This window comes from Acetobacter pasteurianus subsp. pasteurianus LMG 1262 = NBRC 106471, assembly GCF_000285275.1.
GTDB classification, from domain to species: domain Bacteria; phylum Pseudomonadota; class Alphaproteobacteria; order Acetobacterales; family Acetobacteraceae; genus Acetobacter; species Acetobacter pasteurianus.
Map to the genome: position 1 here is coordinate 399,183 of NZ_CADO01000139.1, position 22,451 is coordinate 421,633.

The 22,451-nt window shown below is 56.1% G+C and carries 19 protein-coding genes, 1 tRNA gene and 1 pseudogene; 14 read left to right on the forward strand and 7 right to left on the reverse strand.

Annotated elements, in window-relative coordinates; all coding sequences use genetic code 11:
* The 4 genes from thiO to APA10_RS13765 all read left to right on the forward strand — a co-directional run.
* A partial coding sequence (gene thiO / locus APA10_RS13750; RefSeq protein ID WP_250698544.1) for a glycine oxidase ThiO occupies positions 1 to 944 on the forward strand: 944 nt, incomplete at its 5' end.
* A 13-nt stretch (positions 945 to 957) separates the two neighbouring features.
* Positions 958 to 1,155 carry a sulfur carrier protein ThiS gene (thiS, locus tag APA10_RS13755; protein WP_003623426.1) on the forward strand — a complete coding sequence of 66 codons (198 nt, stop codon included), beginning with the start codon at positions 958 to 960 and terminating at the stop codon, positions 1,153 to 1,155.
* Between the two features lie 4 nt (positions 1,156 to 1,159).
* Positions 1,160 to 1,936 (forward strand): thiazole synthase, encoded by a 777-nt coding sequence (locus tag APA10_RS13760; protein WP_003623428.1) that lies wholly within the window; start codon positions 1,160 to 1,162, stop codon positions 1,934 to 1,936.
* Positions 1,933 to 2,538 (forward strand): thiamine phosphate synthase, encoded by a 606-nt coding sequence (locus APA10_RS13765; RefSeq protein WP_003623431.1) that lies wholly within the window; start codon positions 1,933 to 1,935, stop codon positions 2,536 to 2,538. The genes APA10_RS13760 and APA10_RS13765 overlap by 4 nt, the downstream gene beginning before the upstream one ends.
* A 12-nt stretch (positions 2,539 to 2,550) precedes the next feature.
* Here the strand turns inward: APA10_RS13765 and APA10_RS13770 are convergent.
* Positions 2,551 to 4,822, reverse strand: a pseudogene (locus tag APA10_RS13770) (ATP-dependent DNA helicase RecG).
* Between the two features lie 69 nt (positions 4,823 to 4,891).
* Here APA10_RS13770 and APA10_RS13780 point away from each other — a divergent pair.
* Both APA10_RS13780 and mfd read left to right on the forward strand, forming a co-directional pair.
* Positions 4,892 to 5,221: an FAD assembly factor SdhE gene (locus APA10_RS13780; protein WP_003628715.1), complete on the forward strand. Its 330-nt coding sequence runs from the start codon at positions 4,892 to 4,894 to the stop codon at positions 5,219 to 5,221.
* Between the two features lie 78 nt (positions 5,222 to 5,299).
* The gene (mfd, locus tag APA10_RS13785; RefSeq protein WP_003628716.1) at positions 5,300 to 8,776 is read left to right on the forward strand and encodes a transcription-repair coupling factor; all 3,477 of its coding nucleotides are present in this window, start codon (positions 5,300 to 5,302) and stop codon (positions 8,774 to 8,776) included.
* Between the two features lie 51 nt (positions 8,777 to 8,827).
* Here mfd and APA10_RS13790 read toward each other — a convergent pair whose 3' ends face one another.
* Positions 8,828 to 9,778 carry a DUF945 family protein gene (locus APA10_RS13790; protein WP_035365600.1) on the reverse strand — a complete coding sequence of 317 codons (951 nt, stop codon included), beginning with the start codon at positions 9,776 to 9,778 and terminating at the stop codon, positions 8,828 to 8,830.
* A 36-nt stretch (positions 9,779 to 9,814) separates the two neighbouring features.
* Between APA10_RS13790 and APA10_RS13795 the strand changes: the two genes are divergently transcribed.
* Both APA10_RS13795 and APA10_RS13800 read left to right on the forward strand, forming a co-directional pair.
* Entirely contained in the window at positions 9,815 to 10,810 is a 996-nt protein-coding gene (locus APA10_RS13795; protein ID WP_012812847.1) for a bile acid:sodium symporter family protein, read from the forward strand.
* Between the two features lie 24 nt (positions 10,811 to 10,834).
* A complete protein-coding gene (locus tag APA10_RS13800; RefSeq protein ID WP_035365625.1) occupies positions 10,835 to 12,280 on the forward strand; it encodes a pyridoxal phosphate-dependent decarboxylase family protein in 1,446 nt (481 codons plus the stop codon).
* Between the two features lie 30 nt (positions 12,281 to 12,310).
* Here the strand turns inward: APA10_RS13800 and cobT are convergent, their stop codons facing one another.
* The 3 genes from cobT to APA10_RS13815 form a co-directional block, all read right to left on the reverse strand.
* Positions 12,311 to 14,227, reverse strand: a complete 1,917-nt coding sequence (cobT, locus tag APA10_RS13805; protein WP_003628720.1) for a cobaltochelatase subunit CobT — start codon at positions 14,225 to 14,227, stop codon at positions 12,311 to 12,313.
* Between the two features lie 13 nt (positions 14,228 to 14,240).
* Entirely contained in the window at positions 14,241 to 15,248 is a 1,008-nt protein-coding gene (gene cobS / locus APA10_RS13810; protein WP_003628723.1) for a cobaltochelatase subunit CobS, read from the reverse strand.
* An 88-nt stretch (positions 15,249 to 15,336) separates the two neighbouring features.
* A complete protein-coding gene (locus APA10_RS13815; protein WP_012812849.1) occupies positions 15,337 to 15,957 on the reverse strand; it encodes a J domain-containing protein in 621 nt (206 codons plus the stop codon).
* A 51-nt stretch (positions 15,958 to 16,008) separates the two neighbouring features.
* Between APA10_RS13815 and APA10_RS13820 the strand changes: the two genes are divergently transcribed.
* Both APA10_RS13820 and APA10_RS13825 read left to right on the forward strand, forming a co-directional pair.
* On the forward strand, positions 16,009 to 16,347 hold the full coding sequence (locus APA10_RS13820) for a BolA family protein (protein ID WP_003623453.1): 339 nt from the start codon (positions 16,009 to 16,011) through the stop codon (positions 16,345 to 16,347).
* Positions 16,347 to 16,919: a LolA family protein gene (locus APA10_RS13825; protein WP_003623454.1), complete on the forward strand. Its 573-nt coding sequence runs from the start codon at positions 16,347 to 16,349 to the stop codon at positions 16,917 to 16,919. The genes APA10_RS13820 and APA10_RS13825 overlap by 1 nt, the downstream gene beginning before the upstream one ends.
* On the opposite strand, the gene lipB is transcribed toward APA10_RS13825, so the two are convergent.
* Complete coding sequence (gene lipB, locus APA10_RS13830; RefSeq protein ID WP_003628726.1) at positions 16,900 to 17,601, reverse strand: lipoyl(octanoyl) transferase LipB; 702 nt, start codon at positions 17,599 to 17,601, stop codon at positions 16,900 to 16,902. The genes APA10_RS13825 and lipB overlap by 20 nt on opposite strands.
* Before the next feature lie 72 nt (positions 17,602 to 17,673).
* Here lipB and APA10_RS13835 point away from each other — a divergent pair.
* From APA10_RS13835 to moaA, 4 genes are all read left to right on the forward strand, one after another.
* Positions 17,674 to 17,760, forward strand: a tRNA-Leu gene (locus APA10_RS13835).
* Between the two features lie 337 nt (positions 17,761 to 18,097).
* Positions 18,098 to 18,988 (forward strand): UTP--glucose-1-phosphate uridylyltransferase GalU, encoded by an 891-nt coding sequence (gene galU, locus APA10_RS13840; protein WP_003628729.1) that lies wholly within the window; start codon positions 18,098 to 18,100, stop codon positions 18,986 to 18,988.
* Positions 18,988 to 20,397, forward strand: coding sequence for a phosphoglucomutase/phosphomannomutase PgmG (pgmG, locus tag APA10_RS13845; protein ID WP_003628731.1), 1,410 nt, complete (start codon positions 18,988 to 18,990; stop codon positions 20,395 to 20,397). The genes galU and pgmG overlap by 1 nt, the downstream gene beginning before the upstream one ends.
* A 138-nt stretch (positions 20,398 to 20,535) precedes the next feature.
* Positions 20,536 to 21,552 (forward strand): GTP 3',8-cyclase MoaA, encoded by a 1,017-nt coding sequence (moaA, locus tag APA10_RS13850; protein ID WP_003623459.1) that lies wholly within the window; start codon positions 20,536 to 20,538, stop codon positions 21,550 to 21,552.
* Between the two features lie 11 nt (positions 21,553 to 21,563).
* Here the strand turns inward: moaA and APA10_RS13855 are convergent, their stop codons facing one another.
* The gene (locus APA10_RS13855; RefSeq protein ID WP_003628736.1) at positions 21,564 to 22,439 is read right to left on the reverse strand and encodes a methyltransferase domain-containing protein; all 876 of its coding nucleotides are present in this window, start codon (positions 22,437 to 22,439) and stop codon (positions 21,564 to 21,566) included.
* Positions 22,440 to 22,451 lie beyond the last annotated feature (12 nt).

Genomic DNA, 22,451 nt, shown 5'->3' on the forward strand with positions numbered 1-22,451 from the left:
GGGGGGCGGGGGGGGCGGGTATGACAGCCGCCGTAGCACTGGCTGAGCGGGGTGGTGATGTAACCCTGTATGAAAGCGGAGGCCGCGTGGGGGCCGGAGCCTCGTGGATGGCAGGCGGCATGCTTGCCCCGTGGTGCGAGGCCGAATCTGCGCCAGAGGAAGTCACCGCCCAATCCATCGATTCGGTAGAGTGGTGGGCCGAGCATGTGCCCGATGTCACGCGCGAAGGCAGCCTTGTGCTGGCACCAGCGCGAGATGTGGGGGAAATTGCCCGCTTTGGCCGCCGCACATCGCATTTTCAGACAATAGGCACGGTAGAAATTACCCAGCTTGAGCCGGATCTGGCAGGCCGTTTTCATAAAGGGCTGTTCTTTCCCGATGAAGGGCATGTGGACCCGCGCAAGGCGTTAAAGGCCCTTCTGGCACGGCTGGAACAACTGGGTGGCCGCGCCGAGTTTGGTGAAACCTGCCCGGATGAATCCGCGTTTGATTGGGTGGTGGATAGCACCGGCCTTGCTGCGCGTGAAAATCTGGACAACCTGCGTGGCGTGCGGGGTGAAATGCTGCTGTTGCGCTGCCCGGATGTTACCTTGCATCGGCCTGTGCGTATGCTGCACCCGCGTATACCGGTTTACATTGTGCCACGGGCTGACCATGTGTTCATGGTGGGTGCCACCATGATTGAAAGCGAAAATGCTGGCGGCATGACAGTGCGTTCCATGATGGAACTGCTGAATGCGGCATGGACCCTGCACCCCGGTTTTGCCGAGGCGGAAATTCTGGAAATGGGCACAGGTTTGCGTCCGTCTTACCCAGATAACATGCCCCGCGTGGTGCAGGATGGAAAACGCATTTATATCAACGGTATGTACCGGCACGGTTTTCTGCTTTCTCCCGCTCGGGCGCGGGAGGCGGCAGACCTGATATTTGGCCCACAGGCCTAAGGAGCAACGCCCGATGAAAGTTGTGGTTAACGATACAGCGCACGAGGTATCCGCCAAAACACTGGCGGCCCTGATAGATGAGCTCGGCTATAGCGGTGCACGCATTGCCACGGCGTTAAATGGCCGGTTTGTGCCCAAGGCAACGCGCAATGAAACGCCGCTGGAAGAAGGGGCGCAAATTGAAATTGTTGCCCCCATGCAAGGGGGCTGATGGCATGGCTGTTTCATTTTACGGGCAGGATGTTGTCTCACCACTCATGCTGGGTACGGCCCAGTATCCATCGCCCGAGATTTTGCGTGATGCCGTGCTGGCCGCCCAGCCGGGTGTTGTAACTGTTTCCCTCCGCCGCGAATCTGCAGGGGAGCGGGCCGGGCAGGCGTTCTGGTCTCTTATTCAGGAACTCAAAGTGCCGGTGCTGCCGAATACGGCAGGTTGCCACACGGTTAAGGAAGCTGTCACCACAGCGCACATGGCGCGGGAAGTGTTCGGCACGGATTGGGTGAAGCTGGAAGTGATTGGTGAGCTGGATACGCTCCAGCCAGATGTGTTCGGGCTTGTAGAGGCTGCGCGTATTCTTACCGAAGATGGCTTTAAGGTGTTCCCCTACACCACGGAAGATTTGGTGGTGGCGGAAAAGTTGCTGGCCGTGGGGTGCGAGGTGCTGATGCCGTGGGGCGCGCCCATTGGCTCTGGCAAGGGGTTGAACAACGTGTTCGGCCTGCGGGCCATGCGGGCGCATTTTCCCGGTGTGCCATTGGTGGTGGATGCAGGCATTGGTGTGCCTTCCCACGCAGCACAAGCGTTGGAGCTTGGCTATGATGCCGTGCTGATAAACACCGCCGTGGCCAAGGCGGGAGACCCCATAAATATGGCCCGTGCGTTTCGTCTGGCGGTAGAGGCCGGGGAACTGGCCCGTATTGCAGACCCAATGGAAGAGCGCGATATGGCTGTTCCTTCTACCCCCGTTGCAGGAAAGGCCATGCTGGCATGACAGCTCTGCCCCAAAAGATTTATCCCGTTGTTGATAGCGCCACATGGGTGGACAGGCTGGGCGGTGCCGGTGCACGCTTTATTCAGCTCCGCCTGAAGGACATGGAAGAAGACGCACTGCGTGCGGAAATTCGCCAGGGCCATGCGTATGCCAAGCAACACGGCGTGTGCCTTGTGCTGAATGATTACTGGCAGATCGCGCTGGATGAAGGCATAGATTACATTCATCTGGGGCAGGAAGATCTGGATACGGCAGATCTGGCAGCCATCCGCAAAGGCGGTATTCGCCTTGGTATCAGCACCCATTGCCATGAAGAACTGGACCGCGCCCTAAGCTGCAACCCGGATTACGTGGCCCTTGGCCCTATCTGGGAAACCAAGCTGAAAAAAATGGCATTTGGCCCCCAAGGCCCATTGAAGCTAACAGAATGGCGCAAGCTGATTGGCAACCTTCCGCTAGTAGCTATTGGCGGCATTACGCTGGAACGTGCCTGGGCGTGTATTGAGGCCGGGGCCGATAGTGTTTCTGCCGTATCAGCCTTTATTCGCCAGCCAGACCCGGAAGGGCAGGTTAAGGCGTGGCTGGCTGCAGTAGAAGGCTAAAGCTGCAACCGATTAGCCGCCGCTGAAAATGCGTGCGGCATCGGTTTTGTTAAACAACGTCAGTAAAATGCGGGCCGCTACCGGCAGGTTCTTTTCCGGCGTGCTGGTGGGTGGGCCATCCGGTAGAATCTCCGTAGCTTCATCGTGTGCCGTGTCTAACAGCATATCCACCAGCATTTCAGGTGCCATGCGGTAATCGGGCAGGCCAGATTGGCGACGGCCCGTTGCTTCACCTCCGCCACGTAGGCGAAAATCCTCATCCGCAATTAAAAAGCCGTCTTCCGTTTCCTTCAGGCAGGAAAGCCTGCGGCGTGCTGTCAGGCCCAAGCCTTCATCATGCAGCATAAGGCAGAAGGAGGCATCCGCCCCACGCCCCACACGGCCACGGAGCTGATGCAACTGCGCCAGCCCAAAGCGTTCTGCATGTTCTATCACCATAATGGTGGCGGAGGGCACATCCACGCCCACTTCAATTACGGTGGTGGCTACCAGCATACGTGTTTCACCTTTGGCAAAGGCTTGAAGCACGTCCTCACGCACATTGGCATCCTGCTGCCCATGTGCCAGCCCGATTTTATCTCCAAAACGCTCAACCAAAGCCGCGTGCCGGGCTTCGGCGGCGGCCAGATCCATGGCTTCACTTTCAGAAACCAGGGGGCACACCCAAAAAATCTGCGCGCCTTTGTCCAGTGCACGGCCAATGCCTGCTAGCACATCTTCAAAATTGCCAAGGCTGTGCAGAGATGTACGCACAGGCTTGCGGCCAGCCGGTTTACCTTCCAACCGGCTGATCTGCATTTCCCCAAAGCGGGTGAGCAGCAGTGTGCGCGGGATGGGCGTTGCCGTCATCACCAGCATGTCGGCATCACGGCCCTTTTCCACCAATGCCAGGCGTTGATCGACCCCAAAGCGATGTTGCTCATCAATTACGGCCAGCCCCAGATCAGCAAATTTTACGCCGTCCTGTACAAGTGCGTGGGTGCCCACCACCAGCTTGGCGGTGCCATCGGCAATATCCTGCAAGGTTTGTTTGCGTGCCTTGCCTTTGACAGAGCTGGATAAAAACGCCACCGGCACGGGGGAAAGGCGGCGGAACGTGGCTGCGTGCTGGCGTGCCAGAATTTCCGTAGGTGCCATAAGCGCGGCTTGGGTGCCAGCTTCTACCGCTCGCAGCATGGCCATAAGGGCCACAAGGGTTTTGCCCGCGCCTACATCGCCCTGCAAAAGGCGGCTCATGCAGTGTGGGGTGGCCATATCGGCTTCAATTTCACGCAGAACGTGTTTTTGGCCGTAGGTCAGTTCATGCCCAAAGCTGGCGAGGGCCTGCTTTTGCAAGTGGCCATCACCGTTCAGGCTGCGGCCGGGCCGGGCGCGAGATGCCTGTTGGGCAATGCGCATGGCCAGTTGGTCTGCCAGCAGTTCATCACACGCCAGACGTGCCTGCGCGCGTGTGCGGTTGCCGTGCCATGTATCCCCCTGTGCACTATCGGGAATGGTGTCTGGAAAGTGCATCCAGTTCAGGGCCGTGGCAAAATCTGGCCAGTTTTTTTGTTTGATAAGGGCCTTGTCATGCCATTCGGGCAGGTTGGGCGGCAAAAGGCGCAGGGCGGCTGCCATGGCCATGCGCACCTGCCCGGTAAACAACCCAGCCGTAAGGGGCCAAACGGGGTCTAGCAGCGGAATGCGCTCTATTTGGTTTGCGGGCACCAGATAATCGGGGGATGTGATGGTGAGCTTATCGCCAAAGCGTTCCACTTTGCCGGAAAGGGCAATGCTTTCTCCCTTCACAACCTGTTTGGCCTGCCAGGGGGAAAAGAAGGCGACTTCCAGCACACCCGTGGCATCATCGATGATCACCCGCCACGGCTGGCGGGGGCGGGGGGCGGGGCTGGGAAATGCTTTCTCCCTTCACAACCTGTTTGGCCTGCCAGGGGGAAAAGAAGGCGACTTCCAGCACACCCGTGGCATCATCGATGATCACCCGCCACGGCTGGCGGGTGCGGGGGGCGGGGCTGCGAATATCCTGCACCACGCCTGTAACGGTTGCGATTGTATCGGGCCTGAGTTGCGCCAATGTGGGGCGCAGCCTGCGGTCTGTAATGCTTTCGGGCAGGCAGAACAGCAGGTCCATCACCCTGCGCCCGCCAGCAATGCGGCCTAGCAGCTTGGCGCGTGCGGTGCTGACGCCGGGCAGGCTTTCAAGCGGGGCCAGTAAGGGGGCTAGGGCAGAATTGCCATCTTGCCCAGGAACCGAAGAGGATGTGAAGGAAAGGGGACTGGACACAAGCGATACACAAGCCTCTGTTTGGCAGGCTGACAGACAGGTTTAGCAACGGTATAGGATACCAGCGCCATGCAAGACAATTTTACAGCTTCTTCTCCCTCATCTTCCTCCAGCGCATCTGGCGTGGCGGAAGATAATCTGGCTGCCCGCAGGCGGCGGCTGAAGTTCCGTGCCAACCATCGGGGCACGTTTGAAACAGATATTCTGATTGGCGGCTTTGTAGAAGCCAATGCAGATACCATGACGGCAGACGAACTGACGGACATGGAAAACATTCTGGAAATGCCAGATCCGGAGCTGACAGACTGGCTGTTTGGCCGCCTGCCATTGCCGGAAGAGAAGGCCACCCCCATGTTACGCCGTATGGTGGAAGATAGCCGTATCAGGCGCGGCGGTTAATAAAAACCCTTCAGGCTCCGGCACAGGCATGCTGGCGGCTTGCGGGGTTTGCGTATTTAAGAACAGGCGGATACCGGGATGACAGCACAGACAGGCGCACAAAAGCGGATAGCAACCGTATGGGGCGTGCCAGAAGGGTATGATGCCCTTTTGCTGGCGCGTCGTGCGCGGGATCATAAAGGCCCGGTGCTGCATATTGCGCGCAATGATGCCGCCATGGCCCGCCTGAATGATATGCTGGCCTTTGTAGCACCTGATGTGGATGTACTGCGCTTTCCCGCATGGGATTGCCTGCCGTATGACAGGGTTTCTCCCAACCCTGCCATTGTGGCCGAGCGTGTTTCCACTCTTACGCGCCTGCTGGAACCCGCAAAAGGCCGCCCTCGGCTTGTGCTGGCTACGGTTAACGCTGTGGTGCAGCGTGTGGCCCCGCGCAAAACGTTTGAGGGGCAATCACTTTCCATCCGCACGGGGGAAAGTCTGGATCAGGGCTTTCTGATCGAGCTGCTGATTGCCAATGGTTACACCCGTACGGATACGGTGATGGAAGCCGGGGAATTTGCAACCCGCGGCGGTATTTTTGATCTGTACCCCGCCGGTGCAGGTGAACCCCTGCGGCTTGATCTGTTTGGGGATGAGGTTGAAAACATTCGTGCGTTTGATCCCGGTTCCCAGCGCTCTACGGCCAAGCGTGATGGGCTGACGCTTTGCCCCGTTTCTGAATTCTCGCTGGACAAGGAAAGCATTTCACGCTTCCGCACTGGCTGGCGTGATGCCTTTGGCCCGGCAGCTACGTCTGATCCGCTGTATGAGCATATTTCAGATGGGCGCAGGCATCCGGGTATCGAACACTGGTTGCCCTTGTTCCATGATCACTTGGAAACACTGTTTGATTATCTGCCTGATGTTGCTGTCTCGCTCGAACATCAGGCTGAGGATGTGCTGAAATCCCGGTTGGAAATGATAGAAGATCACTATCAGGCCCGCCGTCAGCCCGTGCGGGAAGGGGAAATACCCTACCGCCCGCTGCCTCCGCATCTGCTCTATCTGGATGAAAAAGGGTGGGATGCCTGCCTGTCCCGCGTGCCTGTGGTGGCATTTAGCCCTTATGCACAGCCCGATGGTGCCGGAGGTGTGGATGTAGGTGGCCGCCCCGGTAAGATGTTCTCCAAAATTGTGCCCGGTGCCCAGCGTGAGCAGGTGTTTACGCTATTGGGGGATCAGGTAAAGGAATGGGCGCAGGTTAAGCGCCGTGCCTTTGTGGCCGCGTGGACCAAAGGCTCGCGCGAGCGCATTGCCACATTGCTGCGTGAACACGGTGTACCCACCCAGACGTATGAGACATGGGAACAGGCCCATAAAGCCAAACCCGGCCCGGTTGGGTTGCTCACCCTTGGGTTGGAACGCGGCTTTGTAGCAGATGATCTGGCGTTTGTTTCCGAACAGGATCTGCTGGGTGAACGTATTGGCCGCCCACCACGCCGCCGTCGCCGTGCAGATGAACTGATTGCCGAAGCCAGCGAACTTTCAGCCGGTGATCTGGTCGTGCATCAGGATTACGGGATTGGCCGTTATGATGGTCTGGAAACCGTAAGCGTAGGCGTGGCCCCGCATGATTGCCTGCGCCTGCTGTATGATGGCGGACAGAAACTCTATCTGCCGGTAGAAAATATCGAATTGCTCAGTCGCTTTGGGTCAGACCAGGCGGGTGTTGCGCTGGATAAGCTGGGCGGCACGGCATGGCAGAACCGTAAGTCGCAAATGAAAAAGCGCATTCGCGATATGGCGGGTGAGCTTATCAGAACCGCCGCCATGCGTGCCCTAAAGGAAGCGCCGGAGCTGGTTCCGCCGGAGGGGCAGTGGGATGAGTTCTGTGCCCGCTTCCCATTTGTGGAAACGGATGATCAGGCGCGTGCAATTGCCGATGTGCTGGAGGATATGTCCTCCGGCCGGCCAATGGATCGTCTGGTATGTGGTGATGTGGGCTTTGGTAAAACTGAGGTAGCCTTACGCGCGGCCTTTGTGGCGGCCATGTCTGGCGGGCAGGTGGCGGTTGTAGTGCCCACCACGCTGTTGGCCCGGCAGCATTATCGCACCTTCGCCGCGCGGTTTGAGGGCTTTCCCATCAAGGTGGCGCAGCTTTCCCGTATGGTAACCGGTAAGGAAGCCACGGCAGTGCGTAAGGGCATTGCCGATGGTAGCGTAAACATTGTTATCGGCACGCACGCACTGTTGGCCAAAACGGTTCAGTTTGCCTCACTCGAATTGCTGATTATTGATGAAGAACAGCATTTTGGCGTGTCCCATAAGGAAAAGCTGAAAGCCCTGCGTGAAGATGTGCATGTGCTCACACTTTCCGCCACACCATTGCCGCGCACACTCCAACTCTCGCTTTCCGGCGTGCGTGAAATGAGCCTGATTGCCACCCCACCAACAGACAGACTGGCGGTGCGCACCTTCATCATGCCGTTTGATAGTGTGGTGATAAGGGAAGCCATCCAGCGTGAACGCTTCCGTGGTGGGCAGATTTTCTGCGTGGCCCCGCGTATTGAGGATCTGGACAGGCTGACTGAACGGTTAACCGCCATTGTGCCCGATGCCAGGCTGATACAGGCACATGGTCGCCTTTCCGCCACCGAGCTGGAACGGGTGATGACCGAGTTTTCAGACGGCAAATACGATATTCTGCTCTCCACCAATATTGTGGAAAGCGGGCTGGATATGCCTGCGGTGAATACGCTGATTATCCATAGGGCAGATATGTTTGGCCTTGGGCAGCTTTACCAGCTGCGTGGGCGTGTGGGGCGTGGCAAGCAGCGAGGCTACGCTTATCTGACATGGCCACAAACACATGTGCTTTCAGCTTCCGCAGAAAAGCGGCTGGAAGTCATGCAAACGCTGGATACGCTGGGTGCTGGCTTTACGCTGGCCTCGCACGATCTGGATTTGCGTGGTGCGGGTAATCTGCTGGGCGATCAACAATCCGGCCATGTGCGCGAAGTGGGGATCGAACTTTACCAGCAGATGCTGGAAGATGCCGTGGCCGACCTCCGCTCGGATAAAAACCGCCGCGCCGCAGAGGATCGGGACTGGACGCCCAACATTGTTATGGGCCTGCCCGTGTTGATCCCGGATGAGTATGTAACCGATCTGCCCGTAAGGCTTGGGCTATACCGCCGTATCAGTGCACTGGCATCTGATGCGGAACTGGAAGCCATGGAAGCCGAGCTGATAGACCGCTTTGGTTCCCTGCCGCCGGAGGTCAAGAACCTTCTGGATATTGTGGAGCTTAAACGCCTATGCCGTCAGGCCGGGGTAGAGCGTGTTGAGGCTGGCCCCAAGGGCATGGTGCTGCAATTCCGCAATAATACCTTCCGCAACCCGGCCGGGTTGGTGCAGTGGATGGGGAAATGGAAGGACGGCACAGTCCGCTTGCGGCCAGACCACAAAATGGCAGTTGTGCGCGAACTTACCAACGTGCAGCGCATAGATCTGGCCCGGCGCGTGCTGAAGGATCTGGCCGGTATGTGCGAAAAAGTTATGGAAATGGCCTAAAAAGGCCCAATGGCCGGAGGGGCCGCATTTAAGTCCTTCCGGCCATTTTGTTTATTTCAGCGGAATGGGGAAGCCGTTTACCGTCAGCACACCGCTTTCCCATTTTGTATCCCACGTATTCTGCTCACCATGTTTGTGGCTTACCAAACGGGCCACAACCATGCCTGCGGCCAGCTTCATCTGCTTGGCGGTGCGGGCTTTATCAATCAGGGTTTCCAGATTGGTAATTTCCAGATGCCCAGAGGCCGATGTGTTGTTCACATTGCCTGTTAGCGTTGCCACGCCATTGCCGTGTAAGGAGGTATCTCCCTGTGTGGCATCAAAGCTGGAAATGGTGGCATGCACAGCCGGAGCACTGGTGCTGCGGCCCCCAATGGCGCTCATCAGGGCTGGCACTTCTGCCGCGGGGAGAGAGAACGTGGCATGAGCTGCTGTGGGTAGCAGATCCTGATTGGCAACGTTATGGAAACTTACCCCATCCATCCCCAATGATGCCGAGGCCGTAGCACTGCCGCCCTGCATCTGGTAGCGCGCGGTGTTGACGCTTACCTGTGCGGCACCATGCGTAAGTGTGGCATTCTGCCATGTCAGATCATAGCTTTTGCCAGCCTGAAGGCCCGCCAGCACGCGCTTGCCCTGTGTGTTCAGCCAATCTGTGCACGCGGCATTGTGATGCCCCGTCATGGCGGACATTAGGAGCAGAGAGGCCGCATCTGCCAGATCATGCGTGGCTTCGGGCGTTTCTCCAGAACCGTGCAGGGTAAGGTGGCCTGCCTTAAATGTGGTGCCCCCATCTGGGGTGCGTAACACCAGATTCTGATAGGTAACACCTTGTGCCGTTTCCTGCCCGGAAGCGCGGGAAACCACCGCGCAGCCAGAAGGAGGGGCCGCAAAAGCCGGAGCCGCAGCAACTGTGGCATAAATGCTCACAGCACCGAGAACGGAGAGGGACAGGAAAGTATACTGTTTCATTTCAGATAAAGGGTGCCGTAAGTAAAACATGCAGGCAACCAGAAAGAAGAACGAAAGGTCAGGCGCGTGCGGTTTTTGAAATTGGACCCCTTTTTAATGGGGCTGGTCAGCGCTGTGCTGCTGGCAACGTTCTTTCCCTGCCACGGGGCAGCCGTTCCGGTTTTTAGGTGGCTTTCCATTGGCCTGATTGCCCTGATGTTTTTTTTGCAAGGTGCAAGGCTTTCTCGCAAGGCCGTGGTGGATGGCTTGGTGGCATGGAAGCTGCACCTGCTTATTCTGTGCTGTACCTTTGTATTATTCCCGCTGCTAGGGCTGTTGGGCCACGCACTTCTGCCTAATCTGATGCAGCCAGAAATCTGGATGGGCGTGCTGTTTTTATGCTGCCTGCCTTCCACCGTGCAGTCTTCCATTGCGTTTACCTCCATTGGTGGGGGCAATGTGCCTGCGGCGGTATGTGCGGCCACGGCGTCCAACGTTTTGGGCATCTTCATTACACCCGTGTTGGTAGGGCTTATTCTCAGCAAGCATGGTGGTGCGGCTGGCAACCCGCTGGATATTGTTTACCAGCTTTTGCTGCCGTTTATTTTGGGGCAGGTGTTGCAGCCTTGGCTTGGCCCGTGGGCGCATCGCAATAAAAAGCTTCTTTCTTTTTCAGACCGGGGCTCTGTGCTGGTGGTGGTGTATGCAGCGTTTAGTGATGCCGTAATGCAAGGGCTGTGGCACAAGCTGCCCGTAGCAGAAATGGGCGTGATTGCGCTGGTGGATGCCGTGTTACTGTTTGTGGTGCTGGGCATTACCATTTTTGCCGGTCGTGCCTTTGGCCTACCACTTAAAGATGAAATTGCCGTGGTATTCTGTGGCTCCAAAAAAACGCTGGCATCCGGGGTGCCTATGGCCAACGTGCTGTTCCCACCTGCATCGGTGGGGATGATTGTTCTGCCACTTATGATGTATCACCAGATCCAGCTTTTTGTATGCGCCGTTCTGGCCCGCCGTTTTGCCCGCATGACACAACAGGCAGAACAGCATGAGCAAACGCCAGAGATACGACACGCATCCTGAATACGGATATTGGAGAAAACAGAAGTGGCCGGGTTAGATCCAGAAAACTGGGAAGAATTGCGCACGCTAGGCCACCGCATGTTGGATGACATGCTTGAGTCCATAAAAAACGTGGCAAAAGGTCCGGTATGGCAACCTATGCCGGATACGCTGCGGCAGAACTTCAAACAGGCCCCATTGCCCCACGGTGCGCAACCGCTTGAAGGGTTGTATGAGCAGTTTGCTATTACAGTGCAGCCTTATGCAGTGGGCAACCGGCATCCGCGCTTTATGGGGTGGGTGCATGGTGGAGGCACGGCACAGGGCATGTTGGCAGAAATGCTGGCCGCTGGCCTAAACGCCAATTTGGGTGGCCGTAACCATGCTCCGGTTGAAGTGGAGCGCATGGTTATCCGCTGGGCTGCGGAAATGTTTGGCTTTCCGGATACAGCAAGCGGTGTGCTGGTTACCGGTTCTTCCATGGCCAATTTTATTGCCATTCTGACTGCCAGCCGCGCAGTGCCCGATGGCACAGCTTTGCGTGAGCAAGGGGTGGCAGGCCGCAAACTGGTAGGATACGCAGCGCAAACCGCACATGGCTGTGTGGCCCGTGCATTTGATATGGCTGGGTTGGGCATGAAGGCCCTGCGCCGCGTGCCGGTTGATGCTGCGTTTCGTATGGATATGCAGGCTCTGCGCCGCATGGTGGCGCAGGACAGGGCGGATGGATACGAGCCTTTTCTAGTTGTTGGCACAGCAGGCACCGTGGATACTGGCAGTGTGGACCCGCTGGATGAGCTGGCAGATTACGCAAAGGCCGAAAAGCTCTGGTTTCATGTAGATGGTGCTTTTGGGGCATTGGCGCAGTTGTCGCCAGACTATGCCCCATTGCTCAAGGGGCTGGAGCGGGCCGATAGCCTCGCCTTCGATTTTCATAAATGGGCGCAAGTGCCTTACGATGCAGGTTGTGTGCTGGTGCGTGAACAGGGGCGGCAGGCGGCAACCTTTGCGCAATCCTTAGCCTATCTCTCGCGTGAGGATCGTGGATTGGCAGCAGATGCCCCGTGGTTTTGTGATTTTGGACCAGATCTTTCGCGCGGGTTTCGGGCGCTTAAGGTGTGGTTCACGCTGGCGGGGTTCGGCACCGAAGGGTTGGGTAATGTGGTGGCGCAATCCTGTACGGTGGCGCAATATCTGGCATCTCGTGTGGTTGCCACGCCCGGCCTTACGCTGCTGGCTCCCGTAACGCTGAATATAGTCTGTTTTCGGGTGGACATGCCCGATGTGGGTGATCTGGATACACTGAATGCGGAACTGGTGAAGGACCTTCAGGAAAGTGGCATTGCGGCCCCGTCCACCACGCGTCTTCATGGCAAGTTGGCTATTCGTGCGGCTATCGTAAACCACCGCACAACCAAGGAAGATGCCGATATTATGCTGGCTGGCTTGGCAGATATGGTTCAGGCCCGCTTGGGCCGCCCGCTGGCCTAAATACAAGCTCAGCAGGCGGTAATTTTGCCCTTAACGTGTCCGTTTGCGCGGGCGGCGTTTTTCTTCAAACAGAGCGGAGAGGGACTGGAGCATTGTGCCTCCCAGTTCCTCCGCATCTGTAATGGTAACGGCCTTTTGGTAATAGCGTGTTACGTCATGCCCGATACCAATGGCCGTTAATTCCACCGGGCTACGGTTTTCGATCATATCAATTACAGCACGCAGGTGGTCTTCCAGATAAGAGGCCGGGTTGACGGAAAGCGTGCTGTCATCCACCGGAGCGCCGTCTGAAATCACCATCAGAATCTTGCGGGCTTCCTGCCGGTTTCTGATACGGTTCCATGCCCATAGCAGGGCTTCACCATCTATGTTTTCTTTCAGCAGGCCTTCACGCAGCATCAGGCCCAGATTTGTGCGCGCACGCCGCCACGGCATATCGGCTGATTTGTAAACAATGTGGCGTAAGTCATTCAGGCGGCCCGGTTCTGGCGGCTTGCCATTTTGCAGCCAGAGTTCCCGGCTTTGGCCACCTTTCCATGCACGGGTGGTAAAGCCCAGAATTTCCACCTTTACGCCACAGCGTTCCAGCGTACGGGCCAGAATATCCCCGCAGGATGCCGCAACAGAAATGGGCCGCCCCCGCATGGAGCCGGAATTATCAATTAGTAGAGTGACAACCGTATCGCGGAATTCCGTATCCTTTTCCTGCTTGTAAGACAGGGAAAGCATGGGGTTGACCACAATGCGGGACAGACGGCCTGCATCCAGAATACCTTCTTCCAGATCGAACGACCAAGAGCGCGTTTGTTGTGCCATCAACCGGCGTTGGAGCCGGTTGGCAAGCCGAGAGACCACACCGTGCAAAGTGGCTAATTGCAGATCAAGTTGATGCCGCAGGCGGGAGAGTTCTTCCGGGTCACACAGTTCTTCTGCGCGAATTTCTTCATCAAACTGGGTGGTGTAGGGATGGTAGCCTTTGGCTGTCAGGCCGGGCTCATTTTCCGGCCTGCTGCCCGGGCCTGCGGCTTCCCCCGTGCCTTCACCCATACTCGCATCGTGTTCTTCTTCTGCAAATTCTGAAGAAGACTCGCTGCTGCCCGCCATAAGCTGAGGTTGAGAGATTTCCTCTTCCTGCTCATCCTGCTGAGGTGATGTGTTTTCTTCCTGATCTGGGGGCGGCGGGTTTGAATCGTCCTGCGAATCTGCGGCTTCGGAAGACTCATTATCGGCATCCATATCTTCAGATGCCGTGTCATCTTCTGTCAGGGCGCAGGCAGCCATAAGCTGACGGCTGGCGCGCGCATATGCGGCCTGATCCGTCTGGTGCTTGGCCATTTCATCCAGCGCGCTCAGGGCCTCTGGTGAAAGGGTCTGCTTCCATTTTTCCAGAATGGCCTGTGCGGGCTCTGGCACTGGCTGGCCTGTCAGTTTTTCACGCGCGAGCAGTTCTAGCCCGACCACAGGGGAAAGCTGGGAGGCATCTTTCATCCGGTCCAGCCCGGATGCACGGATATCCTGCTCAAGCCGATGCCGCAGGTTGGCCGCCACGCCTTTCATGTGGCGTGCGCCTACAGATTCAATTCTGGCTTGTTCCAGTGCGTCATACACATCGCGTGCCTGCGTTTCAGCAGGTTGGCGGGCGGCGTGCAGGGCAAAGTCATGGTGTTTCAGGCGCAGGGCCTGCGCATCTGCCGCACCGCGGATGCGCTGCATTTCCTCCTCACTTAAATTGAGAGAAGGAGATTGCAGACGCACTTTTTCCCCAAGGCTGATCGGGGCCAGAGGCATGTTGCCACTGTGGAAGGAAACATCTGCCTCTTTTTGCCCGCCAATGGCGCGTAAAGCGGCAGATGTGGCCTGCTTGAAAGTGTCCGCCCGTTTTTCCGCCTGTTCCCGAGAGAAAGGCGGTGTGTTGGGGGAGGATGGACCTTTGGTGCGCTCAGCCATGAAAAAATCCGATTCAGGCAGTGCGGCCGGGCAGCGGGCTGGTGTTGAAGCAGCGCTGATAATACTCCGCCACCATGCTGCGTTCGGCTTCATCACACTTGTTCAGGAAGGTTACGCGGAAGGCAAAGGCCACATCCTTGAAGATGCGGTCATTCTCTGCCCAGGCAATAACTCCACGGGGTGACATAACGGTAGAAAGATCTCCCGCCATAAAGCCGGAGCGGGTAAGGGCCGCCAGCGCTACCATGTTATCAATTTTATCGCGCTCTGCCTTATCATCTTCCGTAATGCCAAGGCGTGCGCACACAATGCCCACTTCCTGCTGATGCGGCAGATAGTTCAGGGAGGTTACGATATTCCACCTGTCCATCTGGGCCTGATTGATCTGCTGCGTGCCGTGATACAGCCCGGTTGTATCACCCAGCCCAACGGTGTTGGCCGTAGCAAACAGGCGGAAGAACGGGTTGGGGGAGATCACACGGTTCTGGTCCAGAAGGGTCAGCTTGCCTTCCACTTCCAGCACGCGCTGGATCACAAACATCACATCCGCACGGCCTGCATCGTATTCGTCAAACACCAGTGCGCAGGGGCGTTGCAGGCACCACGGCAGCAGGCCTTCCTGAAATTCGGTAATCTGCTGGCCGTCCTTCACCACAATGGCGTCCTTGCCGATCAGATCAATACGGGAGATGTGGCTGTCCAGATTGATACGAATGCACGGCCAGTTCAGGCGTGCGGCAATCTGTTCAATATGGGAGGATTTGCCGGTGCCATGAAAGCCCTGCACCATCACGCGGCGGTTGAAGGCAAAGCCTGCCAGAATGGCCAGCGTGGTGTCGTGGTCGAACAGATAAGCCTTATCCACTTCTGGCACATGTTCTGTGCGGATGGAAAAGGCAGGCACCTTCATGTCAGAATCAAGGCCGAACACATCACGCACGCTGACTTCCATATCTGGTACGGAAATGGCTGAAATGGGTGGGAGTTCGGAAGCGTTGGACTGGCTGGAAATATCCGTCATGGCTATATGTCTGCGCTCTTTGTCTGACAGGAAAGAAAAAAGGCAAAGCTACCGGAAATATATGATGCCCTGAATGCAGCATACATCATCACAGCGCTTTTTCGAGGCTTTCGGTTAAGAGATGGGTCTTCACAATCGTGAAGGCAACATTGATTTTTTTAAGCCGTTCTTCGGCATTCCGGTCTCCGTTATTGGTGTCCGGATGGTGTTTGCGCGCCAATGCCCGGTAATGGCTTTTGGCTTCTTCCATACTGACAGGCCAAGAAAGCCCCAGAATGGCCAAAGGTTCCCGCAATGCCGCAGGGGCGGATGTGCGCTCCTGATAAGCCTGCGCACGTGCGCGTTCTGCGCGGGAGCGGCGGTTCTGGCCCAGAATATCCAGCGGGTCCAGAATATCTTCTTCATTGGGGGTGGCGCGTTTTGCCCCTTTGGCGCTTTGGCCAAAAGCCCATGTTGGCCGGTCCCACCCGATATCTGCGCGCAGGTGCGCTTCAATCTGGCCGGGGCTCATGCCTTTGTAATAATCCCACCGCGCATTATATTCCCGAACATGGTTGAGGCAGAACCAGTAATACTGGTTCAGCGCATCGCGCGAGCGGGGCGCGCGATAACCTGCCGGTTCCTGACAGCTTGGCATGTCACAGCAACGTGCTGGTGCGTCAGGGTCAGGATCGAACGCGCGGGGGCGGGTGTTCCTACGTTTAATCATTTAGCGTTATGTGCGGTGCAAAAGCATCTGTAGCAAGAGGTAAACAGGGATATGACCAGTCTTTCAGATTCTTCGGCTCTTTCCAAGGCAGAAGGTGTGCGTATGCAGCGGGTTCGTAATGTTCTGGAAAAAACATTCAACCCTGTTGTGTTGGAAATTGAGGATGAAAGCCACCGCCACGCTCACCATAAGGCCATGGTGCGTGGGCCAGAAGCCGGTGCCACGGAAACGCATTTTCGGGTGCTTATGGTTTCCGCAGCTTTTGAAGGTGTTAACCGCGTGAACCGCTCCCGCATGGTGCACGAGGCACTGGCCCCTGAATTTTCCAGTGGTTTGCATGCTCTGGCCCTTACCCTGCGCACACCGCAGGAAGCCGAGAAGGTAGCATAATGCGCAAGGGCCTGAAATTAAACCGTCGTGCATTTGCCGTGCTGGCACCGTTGGCGTTGGCGGCCTGCGCGGGGCAGACCATGCAGGGTACATCCGGTGCAAAAAATGCCGATGTTGCCCGTGTGGAAAATTACTTCCGCACTGTGGATTTGGAAAACGCGCCGTTTCTGCAAACATGGGCTAATGGCAGCCGTGGTGGTGGGTTAATCACCTACAAGCCCGGATCCTTGTATATGCACTACACTGCACCGCATGAAATGGAGCTTCGGGCTTCTGGCCATCATGCTGTGTTTACAGATGCCCAGCAGGGCTCCCAAACCCGTATTGGTCTGGCGCATAACCCGCTGGGTTTGCTGTTGGATAACCCGGTTGTGCTATCTGGCGCTGTCACTGTTACTAACGTGCAAAAGCAACCCGGCGTGTTGCAGCTTTCGCTCACACGCACGGATAACCCTTCACAGGGGTTGGTCACGCTGGTTTTTCATGATGTCGCAAACAGGCTTGCGCTTTCTTCCATCCAGATTGTGGATGAACGCAGGCACGTTATTTCTATCAGTCTGGATCCTGTATAACGGCCACTTCCTGTAAGGGAGAAGGCGTGCTGCCAAATGTGTTGGCCCAGGATTGGGCCAGCGCGTGGTCCAGTTCCTGCATGGTGGTGGAAAGCCCGAGTTTGCGAAAGCTGGTTACGCCGTATTCCCTGATTCCGCAGGGCACAATGCCTTCAAAATCCGCCATATTGGGGTCTAGGTTGATGGCAACGCCATGCCAACTTACCCAGCGGGAAACACGCACCCCAATGGCGGCAATTTTTTCCTCATTCCCGGTTTTGGGGTCCGTAACCCACACGCCCACGCGGCCTTCGCGCACCTCACCGTGAATGCCAAAATGGGCCAATGCACCAATCACCCACGATTCCAGCGCATGCACATAAGCACGCAGATCTCTGGCCGGAACGGGGCCGTGGGGGCGTTGCAGGTCTAGCATCACATAAGCGGTTCTTTGCCCTGGGCCATGATATGTCCATTGGCCGCCTCGGCCTGCGTGATAGGTGGGGTAATGTGCGGGGTTAAAAAGATCTTCCGCTTTGGCCGATGTGCCAGAAGTATAAAGGGGTGGATGTTCCAGTAACCACACGCGTTCTGCGGCTTCCTCCGCACGAATGCTGCGGGCCATGCTTTCCATACGGCTGAGTGCTTGAGGGTACGGAACCAGTTTTTTGCTGATTTCCCATAAAATTTGTTCTTTTGTCATTGCCGCATGTTCCTGCTTCGGCTATAGGGCTGTTCACCAACGGTATCGCTCTTCTGGTGCCGATTGTCACGTGCGGCCGTGGCGGAATGGTAGACGCGCAAGCTTGAGGTGCTTGTGGGGGAATACCCCGTGGAAGTTCGAGTCTTCTCGGCCGCACCATACTTCTTCAAAAACAAAATAAAATCAGAGCAATAGAATACAGCAGAAACTTCTGCCTGTTAGGCGCATATCTGTTCTGCCAGAGTATAATTCTGCATTTTTATGCATGAATTGTCATATTCACGCCTCTCTTTTCCGGTTTTTAGAATAGGCGCATGGTTTTAGATGTGTAAAATAAAAGCCATGTAGAGTGTGGCCTAAAACACGTACACGCGTTTTTGCACGCTGGGCGGGTTTTGCTGCATTCTTGATGAGCCGTGTTGTTGGCAGGGTGCTCTCTGCGGGCAGGGTGGTTCTGATGGTTGAGGTTTAACCCGTTTTTTAAGGTGTTGTATTCGTGTCCAAACCCAAGCCTTTACGTAAAGCAGTCCTGCCTGTTGCGGGATTGGGAACGCGCTTTCTGCCCGCAACCAAGGCCATGCCAAAGGAAATGCTGCCTGTTGTTGACAGGCCGCTGATCCAGTATGCGATTGATGAAGCGCGTGAAGCCGGGATTGAAGAGTTCTGCCTGATTACAGGCCGCGGTAAGGACTCTCTTATTGATTACTTTGATATTGCTTACGAGCTGGAAGATACGCTCAGAGAGCGCAACAAGATTGATTGCCTGAAAGCGCTGGAACCCAGCTCTATTGAAGCAGGCTCTCTTATTGCAGTGCGTCAGCAGGAACCGCTGGGCCTTGGGCACGCTATCTGGTGCGCACGTTCCTTTATTGGGGATGATCCGTTTGCCATCCTGCTGCCCGATGATATCGTGCAGGCTGCATCCGGCAAGGGCTGCCTGAAGCAACTGGCCGATGCGTATAATGAAACAGGCGGTAGCGTTGTGGCGGTAACAGAAGTGCCGCGTGAACAGACAAACCGTTACGGTATTCTGGACACAGGCAAGGATGATGGCCGCCTTGTGGAAGTAAAAGGCCTGGTTGAAAAGCCAAAGCCGGAAGATGCACCTTCCAACCTGTCCATCATTGGCCGTTATGTGCTGACGCCAGAAGTTATGCCTTACCTTTCCAAGTTGGAAAAAGGTGCAGGTGGTGAAGTGCAGCTTACAGATGCCATGGCAAAAACCATTGGTCAGGTGCCTTTCCACGGTCTGCGTTATGAAGGCACCCGCTATGATTGCGGCAACAAGCTTGGCTTCCTTGAAGCTCAGGTAGCCTTTGCTCTGGAACGCCCTGATCTTGCTGATGGCGTGAAGGAATTTCTGAAAAAGTACACAGATAAAATCTGATGTCTTTTACGCATAGGTTTGAATCGACCAGCCTGCGCGAATACGATATTCGCGGAATTGTTGGTAAAACCCTTTCAACCGATGATGCGTTTGCCATAGGCCGCACCTTTGGTAGCCTTGTGCGCCGCAACGGCGGTAAAACGCTGGTTGTGGGCTATGATGGCCGCTTGTCTTCTCCTTCATTGGAGAAGGCATTGGTGCAAGGTGCCGTAGCGTGCGGGCTAAATGTAGTGCGTGTGGGGCGTGGCCCCACACCTCTGCTGTATTATGGGTCTGTTAGTCTTAAGGCTGATGGCGCTGTTATGGTGACAGGTAGCCATAATCCGCCAGATCACAACGGCTTTAAAATCACCTTGGCTGGCAAGCCTTTCTTCGGTGCCCAGATTCGGGAGCTGGGGGATCTGGCTGCCAGAGGCGATGTGGTGCCAGAAGAAAAAGGCACCGTGCGCGATGTGGATATTCGTGCAGAATATGTAGAACGCCTTGTAAAGGATTACGTTGGCGGGCAGCGCAAGCTGAAAGTTGTCTGGGATAACGGCAACAGCTCTGCTGGCGAAGTTCTGGAAATGCTGGTGAAAAAGCTGCCGGGCGAGCACATTGTGCTGAACGCCAAAATTGACGGCACTTTTCCCGTGCATCATCCAGATCCAACGGTTGCCAAAAATCTGGAACAGCTCATAGCTTCTGTGCGTGAGCATAAGGCTGATCTGGGTATTGCATTTGATGGTGATGCAGACCGCATTGGCGTAGTGGATAATACAGGCGGCATCCTGTGGGGTGATCAGCTTCTTATCCTGCTGGCGCGCGATGTGCTGAAATCACATTCCGGGGCCACTATCATTGCGGATGCCAAGGCCAGCCAAGTGCTGTTTGATGAAGTGGCAGAAGCCGGTGGCAAGCCACTGATGTGGCGCACGGGGCATTCGCTCATCAAATCCAAAATGGCGGAAACGGGTTCACCTCTGGCAGGTGAAATGTCGGGCCATATCTTCTTTGCAGATAAATGGTACGGCTTTGATGATGCCCTGTACGCTGGTGTGCGCGTGCTGGATATTGTTGCCCGTATGGATGAACCGCTTTCTGCTTTCCGTGAAGCATTGCCCAAAACTGTATCCACTCCGGAATTGCGTTTTGAGTGTGATGATCATCGCAAGTTCAAGGTTATTGAGGAAGTTGCCGCACGCCTGCGTAAGGAAGGTGCGGATGTTTCTGAAATTGATGGCGTGCGCGTAAACACCCCGGATGGTTGGTGGCTGTTGCGGGCTTCCAACACGCAGGCCGTTCTGGTTGCGCGTGCAGAAGGCCGGACAGAAGCGTGTCTGGAACGTTTGAAGGAAGCACTGGTGCAGCAGCTTGAACTTTCCGGCCTGCCAAGGCCTGATTTTTCAGGTGCCAGTTCTGGCCACTAAGTTTTGGGGTTGGGCTACAAGATTAAGGCGGGCGGTCTTTCGGGGCCGTCCGTTTTGCTATCATAAGCAATGTGTTTTTCCGTTACCAACCTTCAAACTGTCGTTTTATGTGGGATTGGTTTCTGATATAGAGAACCAATGTTGTCCTCTTTAACGGACCCTGCCGGGCGGCGGATTTCTTACCTGCGTGTATCGGTAACAGACCGGTGCGACATGCGGTGCACATACTGCATGGCCGAACGCATGACCTTTCTGCCGCGCTCAGATGTTCTGGATTACGATGAACTGTTGCGCCTATGCCGTGTGTTTGTGCAGCACGGTGTGCGCCGCCTGCGTATAACAGGCGGAGAGCCTTTGGTGCGCCGTGATATTGGCCCGTTTTTTCAGGAGTTGGGTTCATGGCTCAAACATTCTGATAATCGCGGCCAGTTGGAAGAACTCACTCTCACAACCAACGGCAGCCATTTGGCCCAGTATGCGCAAACCTTGTTTGATGCCGGTGTGCGCCGTGTGAATGTTAGCCTGGATACGCTGGATGAGGCACGGTTTGCTAAAATAACGCGCAGGGGCAAGCTGGCAGCTACGCTGGAAGGTATCCGTGCAGCGCGGGATGTCGGGCTGGCACTGCGTATCAACACCGTTGCCATGGCCGGTGTGAATGATGATGAATTTGATACGCTGCTGGCGTGGTGTGGGGAAATAGGCGCGGATTTGTGCCTGATTGAAACCATGCCAATGGGAGATACGGGGGAAGATCGTACTTCCCGCTATCTGCCGCTGCTGGATGTGAAAGCTGATTTATCCAAACGCTGGACACTCACGCCCATTCCAGATGTAACCGGCGGCCCAGCCCGATATTTGCGTGTAGGGGAAACCGGCAGAAGGCTGGGGCTGATTACCCCCATGAGCCATAATTTCTGCGCAACGTGTAACCGGGTGCGGTTGTCTTGCACAGGGCGGCTTTATACCTGTCTGGGGCAGGAAGATGGTGCTGATTTGCGCAGCCTCATACGGGCAGGCGCAGACGATGCCGCATTGGAAAGCGCTATTCAGGACGCCATTGCGCGCAAACCCAAAGGGCATGATTTCCTGCTTGGCGCATCGGAAGCCGATGTTTCCGGCCCACAACGGCATATGAGCGTTACGGGCGGGTAAAAACTGTTCGCTTATTTTTTGGTTAAAGGCTGAGGCTGCTGTTTCAGTACCTCATGCAGCGAATGCGTAAATTGCCCCGGTGTAAGCGGTTGCGGTTGGTTGCCTGAGGGAGACCATGCCGTGAGTATTGCCATATGCAATGGCATGCAAAAGCTCTCTGCTTTTTCATCCTCCAGTTCATGCGCAGCCGCAGGAAACAGCAAACGTGGGGGAATGGCGCGAGAGCGCAGGGCAAGGGCGTTGGTTTCTCCCGCAGCGCGTAAATCTGCCATTAGTGCCCCTAAGGAGCGGTAACGCAGTTCCAGCGTTTCTGTGTCCACCACAGGCAGCGCAAATCCTGCACGCTGAAGTAAAGAAACACAGCTTTGCTGTGTGGGCAGGGGGGATACGCGCGGAGAAACGCCATCGCTTAAAGCCAGCTCAGCCATTTCCAAGGCCTGCCGCAAAGGCCGCAACGTGGGTAGAATGGGAATGCTGGCTAAAAAAAGCCCATCAGGCCGCAGGATAGAACGAATCTGGTGAAACAGGCCCGGAAGATCATTCACCCAATGCAGAGAAAGACTGGCAACCACCAGATCAAAGCTACCGGGAGCAAAGGGGAGGTGTTCTTCATCGGCGCATACGCTTGGAACTGAGGCGCAGCGGGTCTGTGCTTCGGAAATATCGCACGTAATAGTTGGAATATTTCTGCGTTTCAGCCCTTGGCAGAGAATGCCGCGGCCACCAATATCCAACGCGTTGGAAAATGAACGCATGACATCATCCAGCCTATCCAACAGGATATCCGCTGCCGCCTCCAGTATAGGGGCGGTGGCGCGCTGGGTGCGGGCGGCACGCTCACGGTGCAGCCTTACAGCTTTGCGATCAAAAATTACGGGCACATCCATTTTGCAACATGT

What these genes read in the sequence shown, in the direction of transcription:
- APA10_RS13765 (WP_003623431.1), top strand. Translation starts at nt 1,933, where the DNA reads ATGACAGCTCTGCCCCAAAAGATTTATCCCGTTGTTGATAGCGCCACA.
- APA10_RS13780 (WP_003628715.1), top strand. Translation starts at nt 4,892, where the DNA reads ATGCAAGACAATTTTACAGCTTCTTCTCCCTCATCTTCCTCCAGCGCA.
- APA10_RS13820 (WP_003623453.1), top strand. Translation starts at nt 16,009, where the DNA reads ATGACCAGTCTTTCAGATTCTTCGGCTCTTTCCAAGGCAGAAGGTGTG.
- thiS (WP_003623426.1), top strand. Translation starts at nt 958, where the DNA reads ATGAAAGTTGTGGTTAACGATACAGCGCACGAGGTATCCGCCAAAACA.
- moaA (WP_003623459.1), top strand. Translation starts at nt 20,536, where the DNA reads ATGTTGTCCTCTTTAACGGACCCTGCCGGGCGGCGGATTTCTTACCTG.
- cobS (WP_003628723.1), bottom strand. Translation starts at nt 15,248, where the DNA reads ATGACGGATATTTCCAGCCAGTCCAACGCTTCCGAACTCCCACCCATT.
- pgmG (WP_003628731.1), top strand. Translation starts at nt 18,988, where the DNA reads ATGTCTTTTACGCATAGGTTTGAATCGACCAGCCTGCGCGAATACGAT.
- APA10_RS13760 (WP_003623428.1), top strand. Translation starts at nt 1,160, where the DNA reads ATGGCTGTTTCATTTTACGGGCAGGATGTTGTCTCACCACTCATGCTG.
- lipB (WP_003628726.1), bottom strand. Translation starts at nt 17,601, where the DNA reads ATGACAAAAGAACAAATTTTATGGGAAATCAGCAAAAAACTGGTTCCG.
- APA10_RS13855 (WP_003628736.1), bottom strand. Translation starts at nt 22,439, where the DNA reads ATGGATGTGCCCGTAATTTTTGATCGCAAAGCTGTAAGGCTGCACCGT.
- mfd (WP_003628716.1), top strand. Translation starts at nt 5,300, where the DNA reads ATGACAGCACAGACAGGCGCACAAAAGCGGATAGCAACCGTATGGGGC.
- cobT (WP_003628720.1), bottom strand. Translation starts at nt 14,227, where the DNA reads ATGGCTGAGCGCACCAAAGGTCCATCCTCCCCCAACACACCGCCTTTC.
- APA10_RS13815 (WP_012812849.1), bottom strand. Translation starts at nt 15,957, where the DNA reads ATGATTAAACGTAGGAACACCCGCCCCCGCGCGTTCGATCCTGACCCT.
- APA10_RS13825 (WP_003623454.1), top strand. Translation starts at nt 16,347, where the DNA reads ATGCGCAAGGGCCTGAAATTAAACCGTCGTGCATTTGCCGTGCTGGCA.
- APA10_RS13790 (WP_035365600.1), bottom strand. Translation starts at nt 9,778, where the DNA reads ATGTTTTACTTACGGCACCCTTTATCTGAAATGAAACAGTATACTTTC.